General features: G+C 67.3%; 17 protein-coding genes and 1 tRNA gene. 8 read left to right on the top strand and 10 right to left on the bottom strand.

All coding sequences use genetic code 11. From position 1 onward, the window contains the following. Positions 1–53: 53 nt before the first annotated feature. The 5 genes from fabD to ACZK29_RS04660 all read right to left on the bottom strand — a co-directional run bounded on the left by fabD (position 54) and on the right by ACZK29_RS04660 (position 3979). A complete protein-coding gene (gene fabD, locus ACZK29_RS04680; RefSeq protein WP_049430187.1) occupies positions 54–998 on the bottom strand; it encodes an ACP S-malonyltransferase in 945 nt (314 codons plus the stop codon). 240 nt (positions 999–1238) lie between these two features. Further along, on the bottom strand, positions 1239–2021 hold the full coding sequence (locus tag ACZK29_RS04675) for a BUD32 family EKC/KEOPS complex subunit (protein WP_478446724.1): 783 nt from the start codon (positions 2019–2021) through the stop codon (positions 1239–1241). Positions 2022–2098: 77 nt separating this feature from the next. Further along, complete coding sequence (locus tag ACZK29_RS04670) at positions 2099–3076, bottom strand: beta-ketoacyl-ACP synthase III (protein WP_099553840.1); 978 nt, start codon at positions 3074–3076, stop codon at positions 2099–2101. Positions 3077–3167: 91 nt separating this feature from the next. Next, positions 3168–3362 carry a 50S ribosomal protein L32 gene (gene rpmF, locus ACZK29_RS04665; protein WP_005408308.1) on the bottom strand — a complete coding sequence of 65 codons (195 nt, stop codon included), beginning with the start codon at positions 3360–3362 and terminating at the stop codon, positions 3168–3170. Positions 3363–3469: 107 nt separating this feature from the next. Next, complete coding sequence (locus ACZK29_RS04660) at positions 3470–3979, bottom strand: YceD family protein (protein WP_478446723.1); 510 nt, start codon at positions 3977–3979, stop codon at positions 3470–3472. 113 nt (positions 3980–4092) lie between these two features. Between ACZK29_RS04660 and ACZK29_RS04655 the strand changes: the two genes are divergently transcribed. Then, positions 4093–4662 carry a Maf family protein gene (locus ACZK29_RS04655; protein ID WP_111204528.1) on the top strand — a complete coding sequence of 190 codons (570 nt, stop codon included), beginning with the start codon at positions 4093–4095 and terminating at the stop codon, positions 4660–4662. 213 nt (positions 4663–4875) lie between these two features. Here ACZK29_RS04655 and ACZK29_RS04650 read toward each other — a convergent pair whose 3' ends face one another. Continuing rightward, entirely contained in the window at positions 4876–6717 is a 1842-nt protein-coding gene (locus ACZK29_RS04650) for a glycosyltransferase family 39 protein (protein WP_478446722.1), read from the bottom strand. A gap of 42 nt (positions 6718–6759) precedes the next feature. On the opposite strand from ACZK29_RS04650, the gene ACZK29_RS04645 reads away from it, so the two are divergent. From ACZK29_RS04645 to ACZK29_RS04630, 4 genes are read left to right on the top strand one after another with little or no spacing between them, the layout of a single operon-like run. Next, complete coding sequence (locus tag ACZK29_RS04645; RefSeq protein WP_111204530.1) at positions 6760–7713, top strand: AAA family ATPase; 954 nt, start codon at positions 6760–6762, stop codon at positions 7711–7713. 2 nt (positions 7714–7715) lie between these two features. Beyond that, positions 7716–8660, top strand: a complete 945-nt coding sequence (locus tag ACZK29_RS04640; protein ID WP_111204531.1) for a DUF58 domain-containing protein — start codon at positions 7716–7718, stop codon at positions 8658–8660. Further along, the gene (locus ACZK29_RS04635; RefSeq protein WP_478446721.1) at positions 8653–10602 is read left to right on the top strand and encodes a transglutaminase TgpA family protein; all 1950 of its coding nucleotides are present in this window, start codon (positions 8653–8655) and stop codon (positions 10600–10602) included. Before ACZK29_RS04640 ends, ACZK29_RS04635 begins: the two co-directional genes overlap by 8 nt. Next, on the top strand, positions 10599–11126 hold the full coding sequence (locus ACZK29_RS04630; protein ID WP_005408301.1) for a Slp family lipoprotein: 528 nt from the start codon (positions 10599–10601) through the stop codon (positions 11124–11126). Before ACZK29_RS04635 ends, ACZK29_RS04630 begins: the two co-directional genes overlap by 4 nt. A 77-nt stretch (positions 11127–11203) precedes the next feature. Here the strand turns inward: ACZK29_RS04630 and ACZK29_RS04625 are convergent, their stop codons facing one another. The 4 genes from ACZK29_RS04625 to dnaX form a co-directional block, all read right to left on the bottom strand. Beyond that, positions 11204–11563: a histidine triad nucleotide-binding protein gene (locus ACZK29_RS04625; RefSeq protein ID WP_249844866.1), complete on the bottom strand. Its 360-nt coding sequence runs from the start codon at positions 11561–11563 to the stop codon at positions 11204–11206. Between the two features lie 66 nt (positions 11564–11629). Then, positions 11630–12229, bottom strand: coding sequence for a recombination mediator RecR (gene recR / locus ACZK29_RS04620; RefSeq protein WP_459047985.1), 600 nt, complete (start codon positions 12227–12229; stop codon positions 11630–11632). 82 nt (positions 12230–12311) lie between these two features. Continuing rightward, the gene (locus ACZK29_RS04615) at positions 12312–12632 is read right to left on the bottom strand and encodes a YbaB/EbfC family nucleoid-associated protein (protein ID WP_010483846.1); all 321 of its coding nucleotides are present in this window, start codon (positions 12630–12632) and stop codon (positions 12312–12314) included. A 6-nt stretch (positions 12633–12638) separates the two neighbouring features. Then, a complete protein-coding gene (gene dnaX / locus ACZK29_RS04610) occupies positions 12639–14684 on the bottom strand; it encodes a DNA polymerase III subunit gamma/tau (protein ID WP_478446720.1) in 2046 nt (681 codons plus the stop codon). Positions 14685–14828: 144 nt separating this feature from the next. Between dnaX and ACZK29_RS04605 the strand changes: the two genes are divergently transcribed. The 3 genes from ACZK29_RS04605 (at position 14829) to ACZK29_RS04595 (ending at position 17166) form a co-directional block, all read left to right on the top strand. Continuing rightward, positions 14829–14921 (top strand) — tRNA-Ser (locus ACZK29_RS04605). A 620-nt stretch (positions 14922–15541) separates the two neighbouring features. Further along, the gene (locus ACZK29_RS04600) at positions 15542–16648 is read left to right on the top strand and encodes a DUF3667 domain-containing protein (protein WP_111204535.1); all 1107 of its coding nucleotides are present in this window, start codon (positions 15542–15544) and stop codon (positions 16646–16648) included. 74 nt (positions 16649–16722) lie between these two features. Further along, positions 16723–17166 (top strand): GNAT family N-acetyltransferase, encoded by a 444-nt coding sequence (locus ACZK29_RS04595; protein WP_111204536.1) that lies wholly within the window; start codon positions 16723–16725, stop codon positions 17164–17166.

Here is a 17166-nt window from a genome sequence, read left to right as displayed (position 1 = left end):
GCACCCGTGCCGCGTGCAGCGGCCACCGGTACGGTCGGCAGAAACAGGGGGAGTCAGGCCGACCATGCCTCGCGGGCGGCTTCGAAGTCGCCCGGCGTGGCCAGTGAACGGCCGTCGATGGCCTTGTCGATGCGCTTGACCAGGCCGGTCAGCACCTTGCCCGGGCCGCACTCGGCGATCTGGGCGATGCCACGGCCGGCCAGAGCCTGCACGCAACCGGTCCACTGCACCGGCTGGTACAGCTGCTGCACCAGCGCGGTCCGGATCGCGTCCACGCCCTCGTGCACCTTGGCATCGACGTTCTGCACCACCGGCAGCTGCGGCGCCTGCCAGGACAGGCCGGCCATCACTTCGGCCAGGCGGTTGGCGGCTTCGCGCATCAGCGGGGTGTGCGAGGGCACGCTCACGGCCAGCTTGACCGCCTTGCGCACGCCCTTCTCGGCCAGCAGCGCCAGCGCGCGGTCGACCGCATCGGCGTCGCCACCGATCACGATCTGGCCCGGTGAATTGAAGTTGGCCGGCACCACCACCTGGCTGCCTGCGGCTTCGGCGCAGACGTCCAGCACCAGCTGGTCTTCGGCGCCGAGCACGGCGGCCATGGCGCCGACACCGGCGGGTGCGGCTTCCTGCATCAGCTGGCCGCGCAGGCGCACCAGGTGGGCGCCGTCATGCAGGCTCAGCGCGCCAGCGGCAACCAGGGCGGTGTACTCGCCCAGGCTGTGACCGGCCAGCACCGACGGGCGCGGACCGCCCACGGCGTTCCACGCGCGCCACACGCCGATGCTTGCGGCCAGCAGGGCCGGCTGGGTGTATTCGGTACGGTTGAGCATTTCCTCCGGGCCACCCTGGGACAGCGCCCACAGGTCGACGCCGGCACCATCGGATGCCTCGGTGAAGGCTTCACGCACCTGCGGGTGCAGTTCGGCCAGCTCGGCCACCATGCCCACAGACTGCGAGCCCTGGCCGGGGAAGACAAAAGCGAGGGTGGATACGGTCACGCGGTCATCCGCTTGTTGCAATCGAAGCGGGCCATGATAAGGGCGAATCCGCTGTGTCGTCTGTACGTGCGCGTATGCAGGCGTATGGAGCGCGGCCGCGGAACAACCCGGCATCCGGTGCGGTGTCCCCGCCCAGCTAGAGTCGATTGTTAGTCGACTGCCCCTCGATCGGCCCCTGAAAACCCGCGCTGCGCGCGGAAGTCGACTAACAGTCGACTCTATCGCAGCGCGAACCCGCCATCAGCAGAACAGCTGCAGCACGTCCAGGTCGCCGTCGGCGAGGAAATCCGCGCACAGGCCCACCAGCATCAGCACGCCCGCCGTGCTGGCGCCATGGGCGATGAAGATCGAATGGGCCAGCGCGCGCGCTGAACGGCCCAGTTTCATGCACACCCGGGCCAGGCTGCGCAGGCGGCCGCTGACCGCATGCACATGCTCGCGCACCGGCGCCTGGGCATCGCCCATCGCCTCGGCCATCATCGCCTGCAGCTGCTCGGGGCGGTCGGCGTAGTACTTGGCCACGCCGTAGCCGAACATCAGCCAGTCGCGGGCCTGCGCTTCGGCCAGATCCATCACTTCCAGCGGATCTTCCTCGAAGTCGATGAAGCCCACCTTCTGCCCGTCCCAGGTGAGGTTGCGCGGCAGCGGCTGGCCGAAATAGGCGCCGCGCGCATGCGCTTCTGCGATGGCCTGCATGGCGGCCATCACCAGCCAGTCGCGGCCGGCCTCGTCGGCCTGGCGCAGGCAGGTGTTGAACGAGCTGCCGTTGTCACCGATCACCAGCGCGGCGTGGCCGCTGCCCAGCACGTCGGGCACGTTCACGCCCTGCGCCTGCAGTTCTCCCAGGCGACGGGCTTCGGTTTCGCGCGCGGCATCACCACCACGGTGCGGCGGTGGGCGCAGGGCGTCCAGATGGAAACGGCGGGCAACGAAATTGAGCAGGCCCAGGGCCAGTGCGCGGCTTCCCTTGCCGTACTGCTTCAGCCAGGCGCGCTGCCCTTCGATGACGATGGGCTCAACCATGACAGGTACTCCTATAAACGCGTTACGGCCCCAGAGGGGCCGTAACGACAAGCTTCACATTGTCGTAACTTGCGCTATCAATAACGCAGCAGGGCCGAACCCCACGTGAAGCCGCCGCCGAAGGCTTCCAGCAGCAGCAGCTGCCCACGCTCGACGCGGCCCGAACGCACCGCGGCGTCCAGCGCCAGCGGCACCGAACCGGACGAGGTGTTGCCATGCTTGTCGACAGTCACCACCACCTGGTCCATCGACATGTCCAGGCGCTTGGCGGTGGCTTCGATGATGCGCAGGTTGGCCTGGTGCGGAATCAGCCAATCCAGGTCGGACTTGTCCAGGCCATTGGCGGCCAGGGTCTCGTCCACGACCGAGTCCAGCGCCTTGACGGCGTACTTGAACACGTCGTTGCCCTTCATGTTGATGGTGCCACCACCGTTGGCGCCATCCTTGAAGCCGGTCGAGACGCCCACCGGGTTCCACAGCAGCTCCTTCTTGCTGCCGTCGGCATGCAGGTGGGTGCTGAGGATGCCGGTTTCTTCGTCGGCCTTGAGCACGACGGCGCCGGCGCCATCGCCGAACAGCACGCAGGTGGTGCGATCGTTCCAGTCGACCATGCGGGTCAGCGTTTCTGTGCCGATCACCAGCACATGCTTGCAGTCGCCGGAACGGATGAACTTGTCGGCCACGCCCAACGCGAACACGAAGCCCGAGCAGGCGGCGTTTACGTCAAAGGCGGGGCACCCCGCAACACCGAGCTTGGCCTGGATCAGGCACGCGGTGGAGGGGAAAATGAGGTCAGGCGTGGTCGTACCAACCACGATCATGTCGAGCTGCGAAGCGTCGATACCGGCCGCTTCAAGTGCGCGCAACGCGGCCTGGTAGCCGAGGTCGCTGGTGGTTTCGCCTTCGGCCGCGATGTGCCGTTCACGAATTCCGGTGCGCGACTGGATCCACTCATCCGAGGTTTCGACCATCTTTTCCAGGTCGGCGTTGGTCAGGACTTTTTCCGGCAAATAGCTACCGGTGCCCGCGATCCTCGAATAGATCCGCTTGCTCATCATGTTTCCTGTTGCGCGGGCCGCCGATCACCGGCACGCCCGGGAAAGAAGGCAAAGGCCGCTGCCCGGGGGCAGCGGCCTTCCCGGCACATCAATCTTCTTCGACGGCCGAGGTCTTGGTCTGGATGACCTTCTTGCCGCGGTAGAAACCGTCGGCAGTGATGTGGTGACGCAGATGCACTTCGCCGGTGGTCGGGTCGGTCGACAGCTGCTTGGCGCTCAGGGCGTCATGCGAACGGCGCTGGCCGCGGCGGGACGGGGTAACACGGGATTTCTGCACAGCCATGGGATTGCTCCAAACTCGGTTCGTTTTGCTTCGTCGTATCGTCGCGCAGGACGCCAGCGCCCAGCACACTTTCGCTTTCGCCGCAGCCGCCGACGACAATCCGGCTGCTATTGTTTCTTCAATGCCGCCAACGCCGCGAACGGGTTGGCCTTCTTCGTTTCTTCTTCGCTCGGTGCCCAGTCCTTGTCGACTGCTTCACCGTCGGGCGACAGCGGTACCACCGGCACCGCCAGCACCAACTCGTCTTCGACCAGGTCCAGCGGACGAAGCTGGCCGTCTTCCGGCACCAGCAACGCCTCGTACTCCTCCGGCAGGGACGATTCCTCGTCCTCGTCGCGGATCAGGCCAAGCCTCTGGGTCACCTTCACCGGCAACAGGAATCGCTGCATGCTGCGCTGACAGGTCAGCGGCAACGCGGTGTCGATGGTCAGTTCCACATAGGATACCCGCAGGACTTCGTCGCGACCGAATTCAAGCGAGTAGGAACACTCACCGTCGGTATCTGCGACCAGCCCCTGCAGGCGGGTCAATTCAGCCAGGAAGACCTGGCCGTCGAAGCGCCTACGCGCTACGACCATCCGCCAAGCATCCAGCGATTCGGGCACGTTCGCGGACATAAGCCGCTGAATACTAAGGATCGGGGGGGCTGCTGTCAAATGCCCGCCATACAGGACTTGCTGCTGGCGCTGCACACGGGCCAGACTGCCGCGCCCTGCCCCGGAATTGTCGCATGTCACTGGTCCTGGCCTCTACCTCCCGCTACCGCCGCGAGCTGCTGCAGCGGCTGGGCCTGCCCTTTGACTGCGCCCGCCCGGAGGTGGATGAAACCCCGTTGAACGGTGAGACGCCGCTGGCCCTGGCGACGCGCCTGGCCATGGCCAAGGCGGCCGAGGTCGCCGCCCGCTACCCCGGCACCTGGGTAATCGGCTCGGACCAGGTGGCGGACCTGAACGGGCGGCCGCTGGGCAAGCCGGGCACGGCCGAGGCGGCCTGCGCGCAGCTGGCGGCGATGTCCGGGCAGACGGTGCGCTTCCATACCGCAATCAGTCTCACACGAGACGGAGAATCACTCAGCGCCGTGGATCTGACCGAGGTCCGTTTCCGCACGCTGGGCCAGGAGGAGATCGCCCGCTACGTGGCCGCCGAACAGCCGCTGGACTGCGCCGGCAGCTTCAAGTGCGAGGGTTTGGGCATCAGCCTGTTCGAAGCGATCGACAACCGCGACCCGACCGCGCTGATCGGCCTGCCGCTGATCGCGCTGTGCGGGCTGCTGCGCCAGGCCGGTTTCGCCGTGCCGTGAGGGCGGCACACTGACTGCCGGCACCGATCGCGGAAACAGGCCGGACCTGGGCCGGGTAGGACCCAGGCCGGGTAGAGTCGACTGTCAGTCGACTATCGCGCGCAGCGCGGGGTTTTGCAGACGGCTGGAAGAGCAGTCGACTAACAGTCGACTCTACCAACCCGGAGCACCCGACCAACGTGGAGCGCGCGACCACCTGGACCGCGCGCCGCCTCAGCGCCCGCGAACCTCGAACGGCTGCTCCTGCCATTCCTCCACGCTGCCATCGCGCCCATGCAGGCGCAGGCCCAGCCAATGCCGTCCCGGCGCCAGCGTGCTCGTGTCCAATGAAGCATCGAAGCCCACCGCCGGATGCTGCGGGTCGGTGCTGTCCGGCCAGGTCTGGCGCACGTCGAATGCGCGGCCATAGCGCGCATCCCCCATCGAGCGGCCATCGACCAGCACTTCAACCCGTGCCAGGCCGACACCATCCTTGAACGCCCATCCCTTGATGGCCAGCACGCCAGACACCTTTTCGCCGTTGGAAGGGGTATCCAGCCACGCCATTGCCGGAGTCACGCACGCCCCGGGTGCGTGCTGCGCCGGCAGGCGGAACAGCAGGAACCGCTGGAAGCCATGGTCACTGCTGACCACCCGCGGCGCCGGCAACGGCCCCACCTGCTCGCAGATGGCGTGATAGCGCGCCAGCAGATCGCGGTAACGCTGATCGCTGGGTGAAAGCACCAGCAGCATCGGCGCCGAGCGCTTGCCTTCATGCAGCAGCCCCCACTGCGCCAGCTGCGCGGTGCGCCCATGCTTGTCGTTGAGCGGGTGCGCCAGCACTTCGATATCGCCGTTGCCGAGCTGGAAGCCCAGCTCGGCCCCCACCTTGAAGTTCCCCGCCAGCACGCGCGTGCCCGCGGGCATCTGCTGCAACTCTTCGCGCACCGCCATCGCCAACGGCTGCCAGCCAGCAAAATTGCGCGGGTAGTACTTGCTGCCCGCCAGCTGCTCACGCAATGCAGGCGTGGAGGCCATCAGGTAATAGCCGAACGCCAGCACCATGCCTGCGCCGGCCAGCCACCAGCCGGTGCGCCGCAGCCAGCGTGGCCAGCCGTTGAGCACCACCGGCACCGCCACCAGCAGCGCCAGGTAGCCCGGCAGCGGCCAATGGAAACTGATCCGCTCGACGTCGGTGAAGAAGCCCAGCAGGAAGATGCCCAGCGTGGAGACGCCCCCGACCAGGCCGAAGTAGCGCCACTGCACGCGCGCGCCGCCGCCCCTGCGGGTACCGGCCAGCGCCACCTTCCACATCGCCATGCAGAGGATCGGGGTCACCAGCATCGGCTGGATCACCAGGAACCACAGCCCGTTCCATTCGAACGTCCAGGGATGGCGCTCGACCACCTGGAACTTCAGGCCAGCGTCGTGGTTGTCCGCGTTCCATGCCAGCAACGGCAGCCACGCCAGCACGCCCACCGCCAGCGCGACCCATACGCGCGGATCGGCCAGCATGCGCCGCCCCTGCGGCAGCGCCAGCAACGCGATGAAGCCAACGCCGATGACACCGATGAAACGGTAGTGACTGAGCGCGCCGATCGACAGACCCAGCGCAAGCTTCATCGCCGACGATGCATCAACGTTGTGCAGCAGCCGTGCACCAGCGTGCAGGCAGATCACCGCAGCCAGCGCCATGGGCACATCCGGCACCGCAAGCAGGCCCAGCGTCGCCGACAACGGCATCAACAGCGTGAGGCTGCCCGCCTGCCAACCAGCCACATTGCCGAACCAGCGTGTAGCCGTGCGCACCACCAGCAACGGCAGCAGCGCGCCGATGGCCAGGAACGGCAGGCGCAACGCGAGCACATGGTGGCCACCGATCTCCACACCCAGGCGCGCCAGCCATGCGGTCAGTCCGGGAAGGTCCGAATACGCAGCGGCCAGATGCTGGCCTTCCTGCCAGTAGAACGCCTCGTCAACGAACAGTGGCAGGCGCGCAGCCACCACCAGCTTGGCCGCTGTGACCAGCGTCCATAACCAGAGAAATATTGTCCGCGCGCGCTGTTCGCCTTGCATTGCTCTATGGATAATCGAATGGATTCCAGACCTGAGACGATCATGCCAGCCTCGTCCCCCAATCCCAGCATGCTAACCGATCAACTGCGCCAGGCCCTGCGGGAGGCACAGGATCAGGTAAACGCACTGGTGCTGGGCAAGGTGCCGGAAGTCAGGCTGGCCTTTGTCGCCCTGCTTTCCGGTGGCCATCTGCTGATCGAGGATCTGCCCGGCCTGGGCAAGACCACGCTGGCGCATGCGTTGGCCAGCAGCCTGGGCCTCAGCTTCCAGCGCGTGCAGTTCACCTCCGACCTGCTGCCCGCCGATGTACTGGGCGTCTCGGTATACGAAGCCGGCAGCCGCCAGTTCCAGTTCCATCCGGGCCCGGTGTTCACCCACGTGCTGCTGGCCGATGAGATCAACCGCGCGCCGCCGCGCACGCAGAGCGCGCTGCTGGAGGCGATGGCCGAACAGCAGGTCACCCTGGATGGGCAGACCCATCCCCTGCCCGATCCGTTCTTCGTGATCGCCACGCAGAACCCGGTGGACCTGTCCGGTACCTTCCCGCTGCCGGATTCGCAGCTGGACCGTTTCCTGCTGCGACTGGCGATGGGCTACCCCAGCGCGCAGGCCGAACGCGAACTGCTGCGCGGCACCGACCGTCGCGACCTGATCGCACGAGCCGTGCCGAAGCTGGATGACACCCAGGTACGCGCGTTGCGTGAAGCCGTCGGCCAGGTCCATGCCAGCGATGCACTGGTCGACTACGTGCAGGCCCTGCTGACCCGCAGCCGCCAGCACGCCGGCGTGCGCGTGGGCCTGTCACCGCGTGCCGGCCTTGCGCTGCTGCGCGCGGCCAGGGCGCATGCACTGCTGCTGGGCCGCGGCCACGTGGTGCCCGAGGACGTGCAGACCCTGTTCGTGGCGGTGGCCGGTCATCGCCTGGTGGCCGAAGCCGAGTCCAGCTCGGGGCCGGCACTGGCACGGGCCATCCTGCAGACCGTTGCGGTGGATTGAGGGTGGCCACACGCTGGGCACGACTGCAACTGCTGGCACGCCCGCGCAGGCCTGAAGCACTGCCGCAGCGCCTGGACCGCCATCGCATCTACGTGCTGCCCACCCGCTTCGGCCTGTTCGTCGCCACGCTGCTGGCGGCAATGCTGCTGGGTGCACTGAACTACAACAACAACCCGGCATTGCTGCTGGCCCTGCTGCTGGCGGCAGCGGCGATCGCCAGCGCCATCGCCGCGCACCTGCAGCTGTCCGGCGTGCAGATCGATGCGATCTCCGCCGAACCGGTTCCGGCCGGACAACCGCTTCGCCTGCGCGTGGACCTGTCACTGCATGATCCGCGCGCACGCCACGGCCTGCACCTGCAGCTGGGTGACAGCGAAGCCTGGATGTCACTGCCTGCGCACGGCCGTGGCGAGGTGGAGCTGCAGGTCACCACCGAACGCCGCGGCTGGCTGGAACTGCCACGCATCCGCCTGTCCACCACCCAGCCACTGGGCCTGGTGCGGGCATGGTCGTGGGTGTGGCCGGAACAACCGCTGCTGGTCTATCCGCAACCCGAGGGGTTGGCCCCACCACTGCCGGAAAGTGGCAACGATCCGCTGCACACCCGCGCCCATGCCAGTGGCGAGGAGCTGCATCAGCTGCGGCCCTATCGCGCGGGCGATGCACCACGCAGCATTTCATGGAAGCACTCGGCACGCCGCGACAGCCTGCTGGTGCGCGAGTACGAAAAGCCGGTGGGCATCGAAGTCATCCTCGACTGGCGCACGCTGGCCCCACTGGGTCATGAAGCACGCATCGCGCGATTGGCACGATGGGTCGACATGGCCGAGCGCGAAGGCCGCCGCTACACCCTGCTGCTGCCTGCACATCCACCGTTCGGGCCCGGCCAGGGCGCCAGCCACCACCACCTGTGCCTGCGTGCACTGGCATTGATGCCGCATGACTGAGACCACGCCCGCGCTCGACCGCAATGCCCGCAACTGGACCCTGGCCAGCGCGGCACTGGCGCTGTTGCCGTTGCTGCTGCAGCTGCCGCCCCTGCTGGCCGGCGTGATCGCGGCCGCGGCGCTCGTGACTGCGGCCCTGTCGTGGCGGAAGGTACTGCCCATGCCGGTGCGCCTGCTGCTGGTGCTGGCCATGCTCGGTGCGATCGTCTGGCAGATGGGCATGGTGCGGCCCGGTCGTGATACCGGTTGCGCCCTGCTGGCAGCGATGCTGGCGATCAAGTCCAGCGAACTGCGCAGCCGGCGCGATGCCCGCAGCCTGCTCGGGTTCGCGCTGTTTTCCCCGTTTGCGGCATTCCTGCTCGACCAGGGACCACTGACCACCGTACTGGCCGCATTGGCGGGGATCAGCGCGCTGCTCGCCCTGCAGCGCCTGGCCGGGGATGAAGGCCACGCCGGCCACCTGCCACTGCGGGGGCAGCTGCGCGGCGTTGGCCGCCTGCTGGCGATCGGCCTGCCACTGGCATTGGCCTGCTTCTGGCTGTTTCCGCGGTTGGCGACCCCGCTATGGGGCGTTCCCGAGCGTGCGGTCGGTACACCGGGGTTGTCCGACAGCATGGAACCCGGCCAGTGGCTGGACCTGATGGCCGACGATGCCCCGGCGCTGCGCGTGCAGTTCTTCGGTGCGGTACCCGAGCCGATGCAACGCTACTGGCGAGGGCCGGTACTGACCGCCTTCGATGGCCGGCGCTGGACACGTGACCGCGCCAGCGAGCGACGGCCGGCAGCCACGGTCGAGGCCGGCACGCGGGGCTGGGACTACCAGATCGACTACGAGCCCACCGACCGGCGCCAGCTGGTGGCACTGGACCTGCCCAGCCGCGCCCCTGCAGGCAGCACGCTGGATGCGGACATGAGCCTCAGCAGCGAGCGGCCACTGGCGTCACTGAGCCGCTGGCGACTTCAATCGGCACCACCTCAACGCTTCGACAGCACGCTGTCGCCCTATCTGCGACGGGCCGCGCTGCAGTTGCCCAGCGGCTTCAACCCGCGCACGGCCACACTGGCGCAGCAATGGCGGCAGGATGCCGGCGGTGATGACGAAGCCATCGTCCGCCGCGCGCTGCAATGGATCACCACCGATTTCTCCTACACGTTGCAGACGCCACCGGCGGGACGCGATCCGGTCGACGAGTTCCTGTTCGGCTACAAGGCCGGCTTCTGCGAACACTTCAGTTCCGCCTTCGTGGTGCTGATGCGCAACGCCGGCATTCCGGCGCGGGTGGTGACCGGCTTTGCCGGCGGCACCTACAACCGCCTTGGCGACTACTGGATCGTGCGGCGGATGGACGCCCATGCCTGGGCCGAGGTATGGCTGCCGCAGCGCGGCTGGGTACGGGTCGACCCTACCGCTGCGGTGGCACCGGAACGCATCCTTGATACCCTCGACGACCGCCTGCAGGCGGGTACCGACAGCCCGCTGCAGCAACGCTGGCAGCAGCTGGGGCAGATGGGCGACTGGCTGCGCCGCGGCTGGAACGACCTGGTGCTCTCCTTCGATGCACGCCGCCAGCAGCAACTGCTCAAGCCGTTCGGGCTGGATGATCTGGGCCCCACGCAACTTGTCGCTGGCTTCGTGGTGGCAACGATGCTGGCCCTGGCGTGGATGGCCTGGCTGCTGGCCCGGGGTGAGCGTGAACGTGACCCGCTGCTGCGTGCCTGGCGCCGGCTCGGACGGCGCTACGCCCGCCTCGGCCTGGCCAGTGAACCGCACGAAACCGCACAGGACTGGGCCCAGCGGGTGCACCGGCAGCGCCCTGACCCGACCCTGCTCGCACTCAGCCAGCGTTTCGCCGACGCGCGCTACGCTGGAACTTGCACCGACCTCGCTTCATTATTGCGGGACCTGCGCAGGCATCGCCCGACTTCCGGAGCCTCCCCATGAACACCAAGTTCCTTCTCACCGCTGTGGCCACGCTGGCCCTGTCGGCCTGCGCCACGGCCCCCAAGCCGCTGCAGGGACAGTTCAGCCTGGTCTCCCCGCGCGACTCGGTCGCTACCCAGCAGGTCGGCACGCCGGTCCGTTGGGGCGGTCGCATCATCGAAACCAAGCCCGGCCAGGGCGAGACCTGCTTCCAGATCATCTCGCGCCCGCTCAATGGCAGTGGCCGCCCGAACACCACCTCGTCCGACGCCAGCGACGGCCGCTTCATCGCCTGCCGCGCCGGCTTCTACGACCCGGCCGTGTTTGAAGCCGGCCGTGACGTGACCTTCATCGGCAAGATCGATGGCTACCAGAACACCCGCATCGGCGAGTACGACTACCGCCTGCCCAAGCTGTCGGCCGATGTGATCTACCTGTGGCCGGAACAGCGCCAGGTCGACGTGGTGCCCTACCCCTATGGTCCGTGGGGCCCGGGCCCGTATGGCCCGTACTGGGGCGGCTATGGTCGCTGGGGCTGGTGGTGATCACCAACCGGCACGCGTGACGGAAAAGGCCGCCCTCGGGCGGCCTTTTTCATCCACGCATGGCGTGGACACGGCCTTCAACGCCCAGGCGCACCGAAATGCCCCAGCGGCGCACCGGCCAGCAGGTGCATGTGGATATGGAACACGGTCTGCCCGGCATCCTCGCGGCAGTTCATCACGATGCGGTAGCCGTCCTGTGCGAACCCTTCGCGGCGCGCGTACTCGGCAGCGGCCAGCGCCAGCTTGCCGATCAGGTGTGCCTGCGACGGCTGCAGGTCATCCAGGGTCGGGATGATCTCGTTCTTCGGAATGAACAGCACATGCACCGGCGCCTGCGGTGCGATGTCCTTGAAGCCCAGCACCTCGTCATCCTCGTAGACGATGGTGGCCGGGATCTCGCGACGGATGATCTTGCTGAAGAGGGTTTCAGTGCTCATGTTCGGCCTCGGCGGAAATGTCATCCGCATTGTAGGCCGGCCGCGCCGGGGGATGCCCGCCGGCGTTCAATCGCGGAATTCGCAGCGCGTTCCGAACGCGTGCGAGAGCGTGCCACGATCAACGTATTCGAGTTCACCGCCCAGTGGCAGGCCCTGCGCCAGGCGGCTCGGCTGCACCTTGCGCGCGCGCGCCAGCTGCGCCAGATAGTGCGCGGTGGCCTCGCCCTCGACGGTGGCACTGGTGGCGATGATCAGTTCCTGCACCTCGCCTCCGGCCAGGCGCTGCTCCAGCTGTTCCAGGCCCAGTTCGCGCGGGCCGATGCCGTCGAGCGGCGACAGACGGCCCTGCAGCACGAAGTAGACGCCGCGGAAACCGGTGGCGTTCTCGATGGCCAGGCGATCGGCCGGCGATTCGACCACGCACAGCTGGCTGCGCTCGCGGCTGCTGTTGGCACAGGTCGGGCACAACTCGGATTCGCTGAAATCGCGGCACTGTGCGCAGTGACCGATGCGCTCCACCGCCAATGCCAGTGTCTCGGCCAGACGCTGGCCACCTTCGCGCTCGCGTTCGAGCAGGTGGTAAGCCATGCGCTGCGCAGTCTTCTGGCCGACGCCAGGCAGCACCCGCAACGCGTCGATCAATTGTTCAAGCAGGGGTGCGGACACGGCGGCATGCTTTCATGGCGTCGAGCAGGCTCGACGGCTACAGGTTCTGTGGCACCCGCTTGCACGGGTGCCACGCTGAAAATCAGAACGGCAGCTTCATGCCCGGCGGCAGCTGCATGCCGGCAGTGGCCGAGCCCATCTTCGACTTCGACTCGGCATCGATCTTGTTCGAGGCGTCATTGAAGGCAGCGGCGATCAGGTCTTCCAGCATCTCCGGGTCGCTGGCCAGCGACGGGTCGATGCGCACCTTGCGGCATTCCTTGGCGCCGGTCAGGGTCACGCTGACCATGCCGCCACCGGCGCTGCCGGTCACTTCGATCCTGGCGATTTCTTCCTGGGCCTTCTGCAGGTTTTCCTGCATCTTCTGGGCCTGCTGCATCAGTTGGGCGATGTTTCCGCGCATGGTGTCTTACTCGTCAAAAGAACGGATGGAATCGGAAACAACCCGGGCGCCGTGCTGTTGGATCAGCACCTGCACTTCCGGGTCGTCCATGAAAACGGCCTCTGCTTCCTGCTGCCGCTCGCCACGCTGGCGGTCGGCGCGCTGGTGCAGGGTCTCGGCCGGAACGTGTTCGGTTTCCACGGTCTCGACCACGATCTTCGGCGCCTGGCCCAGGGCCTTCTCCAGCATTTCACCCAGGGCGGCCAGCGCGCGCTCCGAGCGCAGGTATTCAAATCCGGGCGAAAGGCCCAGTTTCAAGGTCCCGTGCTGGCAACTGATGAAGGCAGCGTTGGCGGCCAGCTGGCGCGACGGGCCGCTGAGGCCGCTGTTGGCGACCAGGTCCAGCCAGTCCTCGGCCGTGGCCAGCTCGCTGATGCCGTCCTGCGCCGCGGTATCACGCGCCGGGGCCGGCTCGGCCGGCGCGATGACAATACCTTCAGTGCGGAACGGGCGTTCGGGCGGCGCAGGTTCGCTGGGGGCCGCGACGGGAGCCGGCGGCTCGTGCCAGGGCGCGACCATGGCCGCCTCCGGGCCGGCCATCTCGGCCGCCAGTGCTGCGTCACGGGCCTCGGCTTCATCGGTGGCCCACGGCGGCAGATCGTCGCTCGTTTCTGCTTCAGCGGCCGGCGGCGGCGCCTCTGCTTCGGCCTTTACCGGCGGCGGCGACACGGGCTCTTCCACCGGAACCGGCTCGGGTTCCGGCGTCGGGTCCGGCTCGGGCTGCGGGGCCGGCTCAGGTTCGGGGTCAGGTTCGCGCGGCGCAGCCTGGGACGGCGCGGCCGCCTGCGTCGCCTGGGCCGGGCTTGCCGAAGCGGCGGCAGCGGCCGGCGTCGCTTCGTGGCTGCCGGCACCGGCGCCTCCACCGGCAACGTTGCCGCCTGCGGCACCTTCAACCGACTTCGGCACCGGCGGTACCGCGGCAGCCGGGCGGAATGCCAGCATCCGCAGCACGGCCATCTCGAAGCCCGCGCGCGGGCTCGGCGCCAGCGGCAGGTCGCGGCGGCCATTCAAGGCCATCTGGTACCAGAGCTGCACCACTTCCGGGCGCAGGCGCTCGGCGAATGCGCTGGCATCCAGGCCTTCGGCAACGACCGCACCCGGTACCAGCTGCTGCACCTGGATGCGGTGCAGGCCTTCGGCCAGCGCTTCCAGCACACCACTCCAGTCCGGCGAGAATTCGGCCAGCGCGGCCACCACCTGCAGCAGGCGCGGGCCATCGCCCTCGGCCAGTGCATCCAGCATCGCGGCCACCTGGGTGCGGTCGACGGTGCCCAGCATCGTGCGCACCACGTCCTCGCGCAGTGCGCCGCCGGCATAGGCAATCGCCTGGTCCAGCAGCGACAGGCCGTCACGCAGGCTGCCATCGGCAGCCTTGGCCAGCTGCACGATGGCGCTGCCGTCGGCCTCGATCTCTTCTGCCGCCAGGATGCGGGTCATCTGGCCCTGGATCTGGTCCTCATCCAGGCGCTTGAGGTTGAACTGCAGGCAGCGGCTGAGCACGGTGACCGGCAGCTTCTGCGGATCGGTGGTGGCCAGCAGGAACTTCACGTGCTCCGGCGGCTCTTCCAGCGTCTTCAGCAGCGCGTTGAACGCCGCCTTGGAGAGCATGTGCACTTCGTCGATCAGGTAGACCTTGTACTTGCCGCGCGAGGGCATGTACTGCGCGTTCTCGATAACCTCGCGCACGTCGTCCACACCCGTGTTGGACGCGGCGTCGATTTCCAGCAGGTCGATGTAGCGGCCGGCGTCGATGTCCAGGCAGGCCGCACACTGGCCGCAGGGATCGGCGCTGGTGCCCTGCTCGCAGTTCAGCGACTTGGCGAAGATGCGCGCGATGGTGGTCTTGCCCACGCCGCGGGTGCCGGTGAACAGGAACGCATGGTGGACCCGGCCGCTGTCGAGCGCGTTGCTGAGCGCACGGACCACGTGTTCCTGGCCCACCAGCTCGGCAAAACGCTTCGGACGCCACTTGCGGGCAAGGACGAGATAGGACATCAGGCCACCGTTTTCCATCGGATGTTCCATTGTGCCATGCCTGTCCAGCCCCCTCGCCTTCGGCACGCCCTTCGCAGGTTCCTGGCCGGGGTGCTTGTGAAGTGCCGCGCAGCCCGCTAGAATCTGCGCCCCTGCTGAGGCGTTTGCCGATGGCAGGGATCCGGAGAGGTGTCCGAGTGGTTGAAGGAGCACGCCTGGAAAGTGTGTAAGCGTCTAAACCGCGCTTCGGGGGTTCGAATCCCCCTCTCTCCGCCAGATAAATGAAGAAGCCGCCCTCTGGGCGGCTTTTTTATTTGGCTGGCGGAGAGCATCGGGCGAGAGAAGCCCTGCCGGGGTTCGACGGTTCTGCAGGAGCAGAACCGGACCGCCGAAGGCGGGTCCCGGGGCGCAGCGCGCACCGGGATCGGGTGCATGGATGCACCCGACAATCCCCCTCTCTCCGCCAGATAACTGAAAAAGGCTGCCTGAAAGGGCAGCCTTTTTCAGTTATCTGGCGCGGGACGCGAAGTGCGCTGCGCGCGCTTCGCCCCAAACGTTGCTGCGCAACCTTTGGGCCCCTCCCTTTGCCTGCCTCTCCCCGCCCCTGTCGGGGCAGCCCCTCAACAGAGGGGCTTGTTCCTCCAGATACGTGGCATGCACCGATGCACGATCACCCGATGCGCCGGGATCGGGTGCATGGATGCACCCGACAATCCCCTCTCTACGGGGCGCCCCTGAACAGAGGCGCGTGCTCCCCAATTGCGTCAGTAGATCCACGCCATGCGTGGATGCTCTTCACGACGGCCCACGCCATCAATACGCCACAGAACAAAACTGAACGAAACCTGAAAATTCGCTATCGTAGGCGCCTTCATCCGACGCCTGGCCCATCGCCCATGAGCTCGACCGACAGCGCGCACGCCGCCTGCGAGAACTGCGACACCGCCCTGCATGGCCACTACTGCCATCGCTGCGGCCAATCCGCGCACAACCCGCTCAAGCATGTGGGCCATGCCATCGAGGAAGTGTTCGAATCCTTCTGGCACCTGGATGGGCGCATCTTCCGCACGCTGCGCGATCTGTGGGTCCCGGGCCGCATCGCGCTGAATTACCTCAAAGGCCGCCGGGTGGGGTACGTGCAGCCGCTGCGGCTGTTCGTCATCCTCACCCTGTTTACGTTCTTCATCGGCAAGCTGTTCGTCCACGTCGACGACATCAACGTGGGCCGTGGTGATCCGCTGTACGCCAAGGCGTCCACGGTTGAACAGGTCGAAGCCGCCCGCGCGGAACAGCTGGCGATGATCGATCGCCAGCAGTCCAGCTCACCCGCCACCGGCAACGCCGGATTTGCCATGGCCAGGGCCGCAGTGAATGCCGCAGCCGCGCAGCGCAAGGCCGAACTCACTGGCACCGGCAAGCAGGCCGCCGCGACGGAGCACGGCACGTTCTTCAACCACACCGTCAACGGCAAGCCCTGGGATGCGAACACCAATCCCATCGTGGTTGCCGGCTGGCCGACGTTCGCCAACAACTGGCTCAACAAGCGCCTGCAGAACGGCAACGCCAACATCCAGCGCATGGGCGGCAAGACCGACCTGTACATGCAGGCGATCCTGACCGCCCTGCCCGGCGCCCTGTTCTTCCTGATGCCGGTGTTCGCGCTGGTGCTGCGCATCGCCTACATTCCGCGGCCGATGGGCTATCTGGAACACCTGGTGGTCGCGCTGTACAGCCATTGCTGGCTGATGATGGTGCTGCTGGCCACGTTCCTCATCGCCGGGCTGGGCACTGCCTTCGCGTCGCCCACCTTCGCCGCCATCAGCAAATGGCTGTATGCACTGCTGTGGCTGGCGGTCCCGGTCTACCTGTTGTGGATGCAGCAACGCGTCTACGGCGGCAACAAGGTGCTGACCGTGCTGCGCTACCTCGCCATCGGCGGCGTCTACCTGTTCCTGGTCAGCTTCGTGGTGATGTATGCGGTGCTGGCGGGAATCTCGGCCTGAGCGAAGCACGCACGGCATCCGGCCCATGAATCCGGCATGGCGTGGATCTAATGACGATCGTCTATTGTGGGCACATGACACTCCGCCTCTACCGCCCCACGGATGCCAGCGCCTGCCTGTCGATCTTCGACAGCAACGTACCCACCTACTTCGCGCCCGAAGAGCGCAGCGATTTCGAGCGCTTCCTGCATGACCAGGCCACGGACTGCGCGTTCCAGGTCATCGAGCGCGACGGCAGCATCATTGCCTGCGGCGGGCTCTCGCGCCGCGGCGATGGCAGCGCCGGCTTCTGCTGGGGCATGGTCCAGCGCGCGCTGCACCGGCAGGGGATCGGCCGTGAACTGGCGGTGGCACGACTGCAGCAGGCCGAACGTGATGCCTCGATTGCACGCATCACGCTCAGCACCAGCCAGCACACCCAGGGGTTCTACGCCGGCCTCGGTTTCCAGGTGACACGGGTGGTATCCGATGGCCACGGCGCCGGGATCGACGCCGTGGAGATGGAGCGGAGGGTGTAG

The organism is Stenotrophomonas sp. 89682_Sma, assembly GCF_056481405.1.
This window is presented reverse-complemented; position numbering and strand designations above follow the sequence as displayed.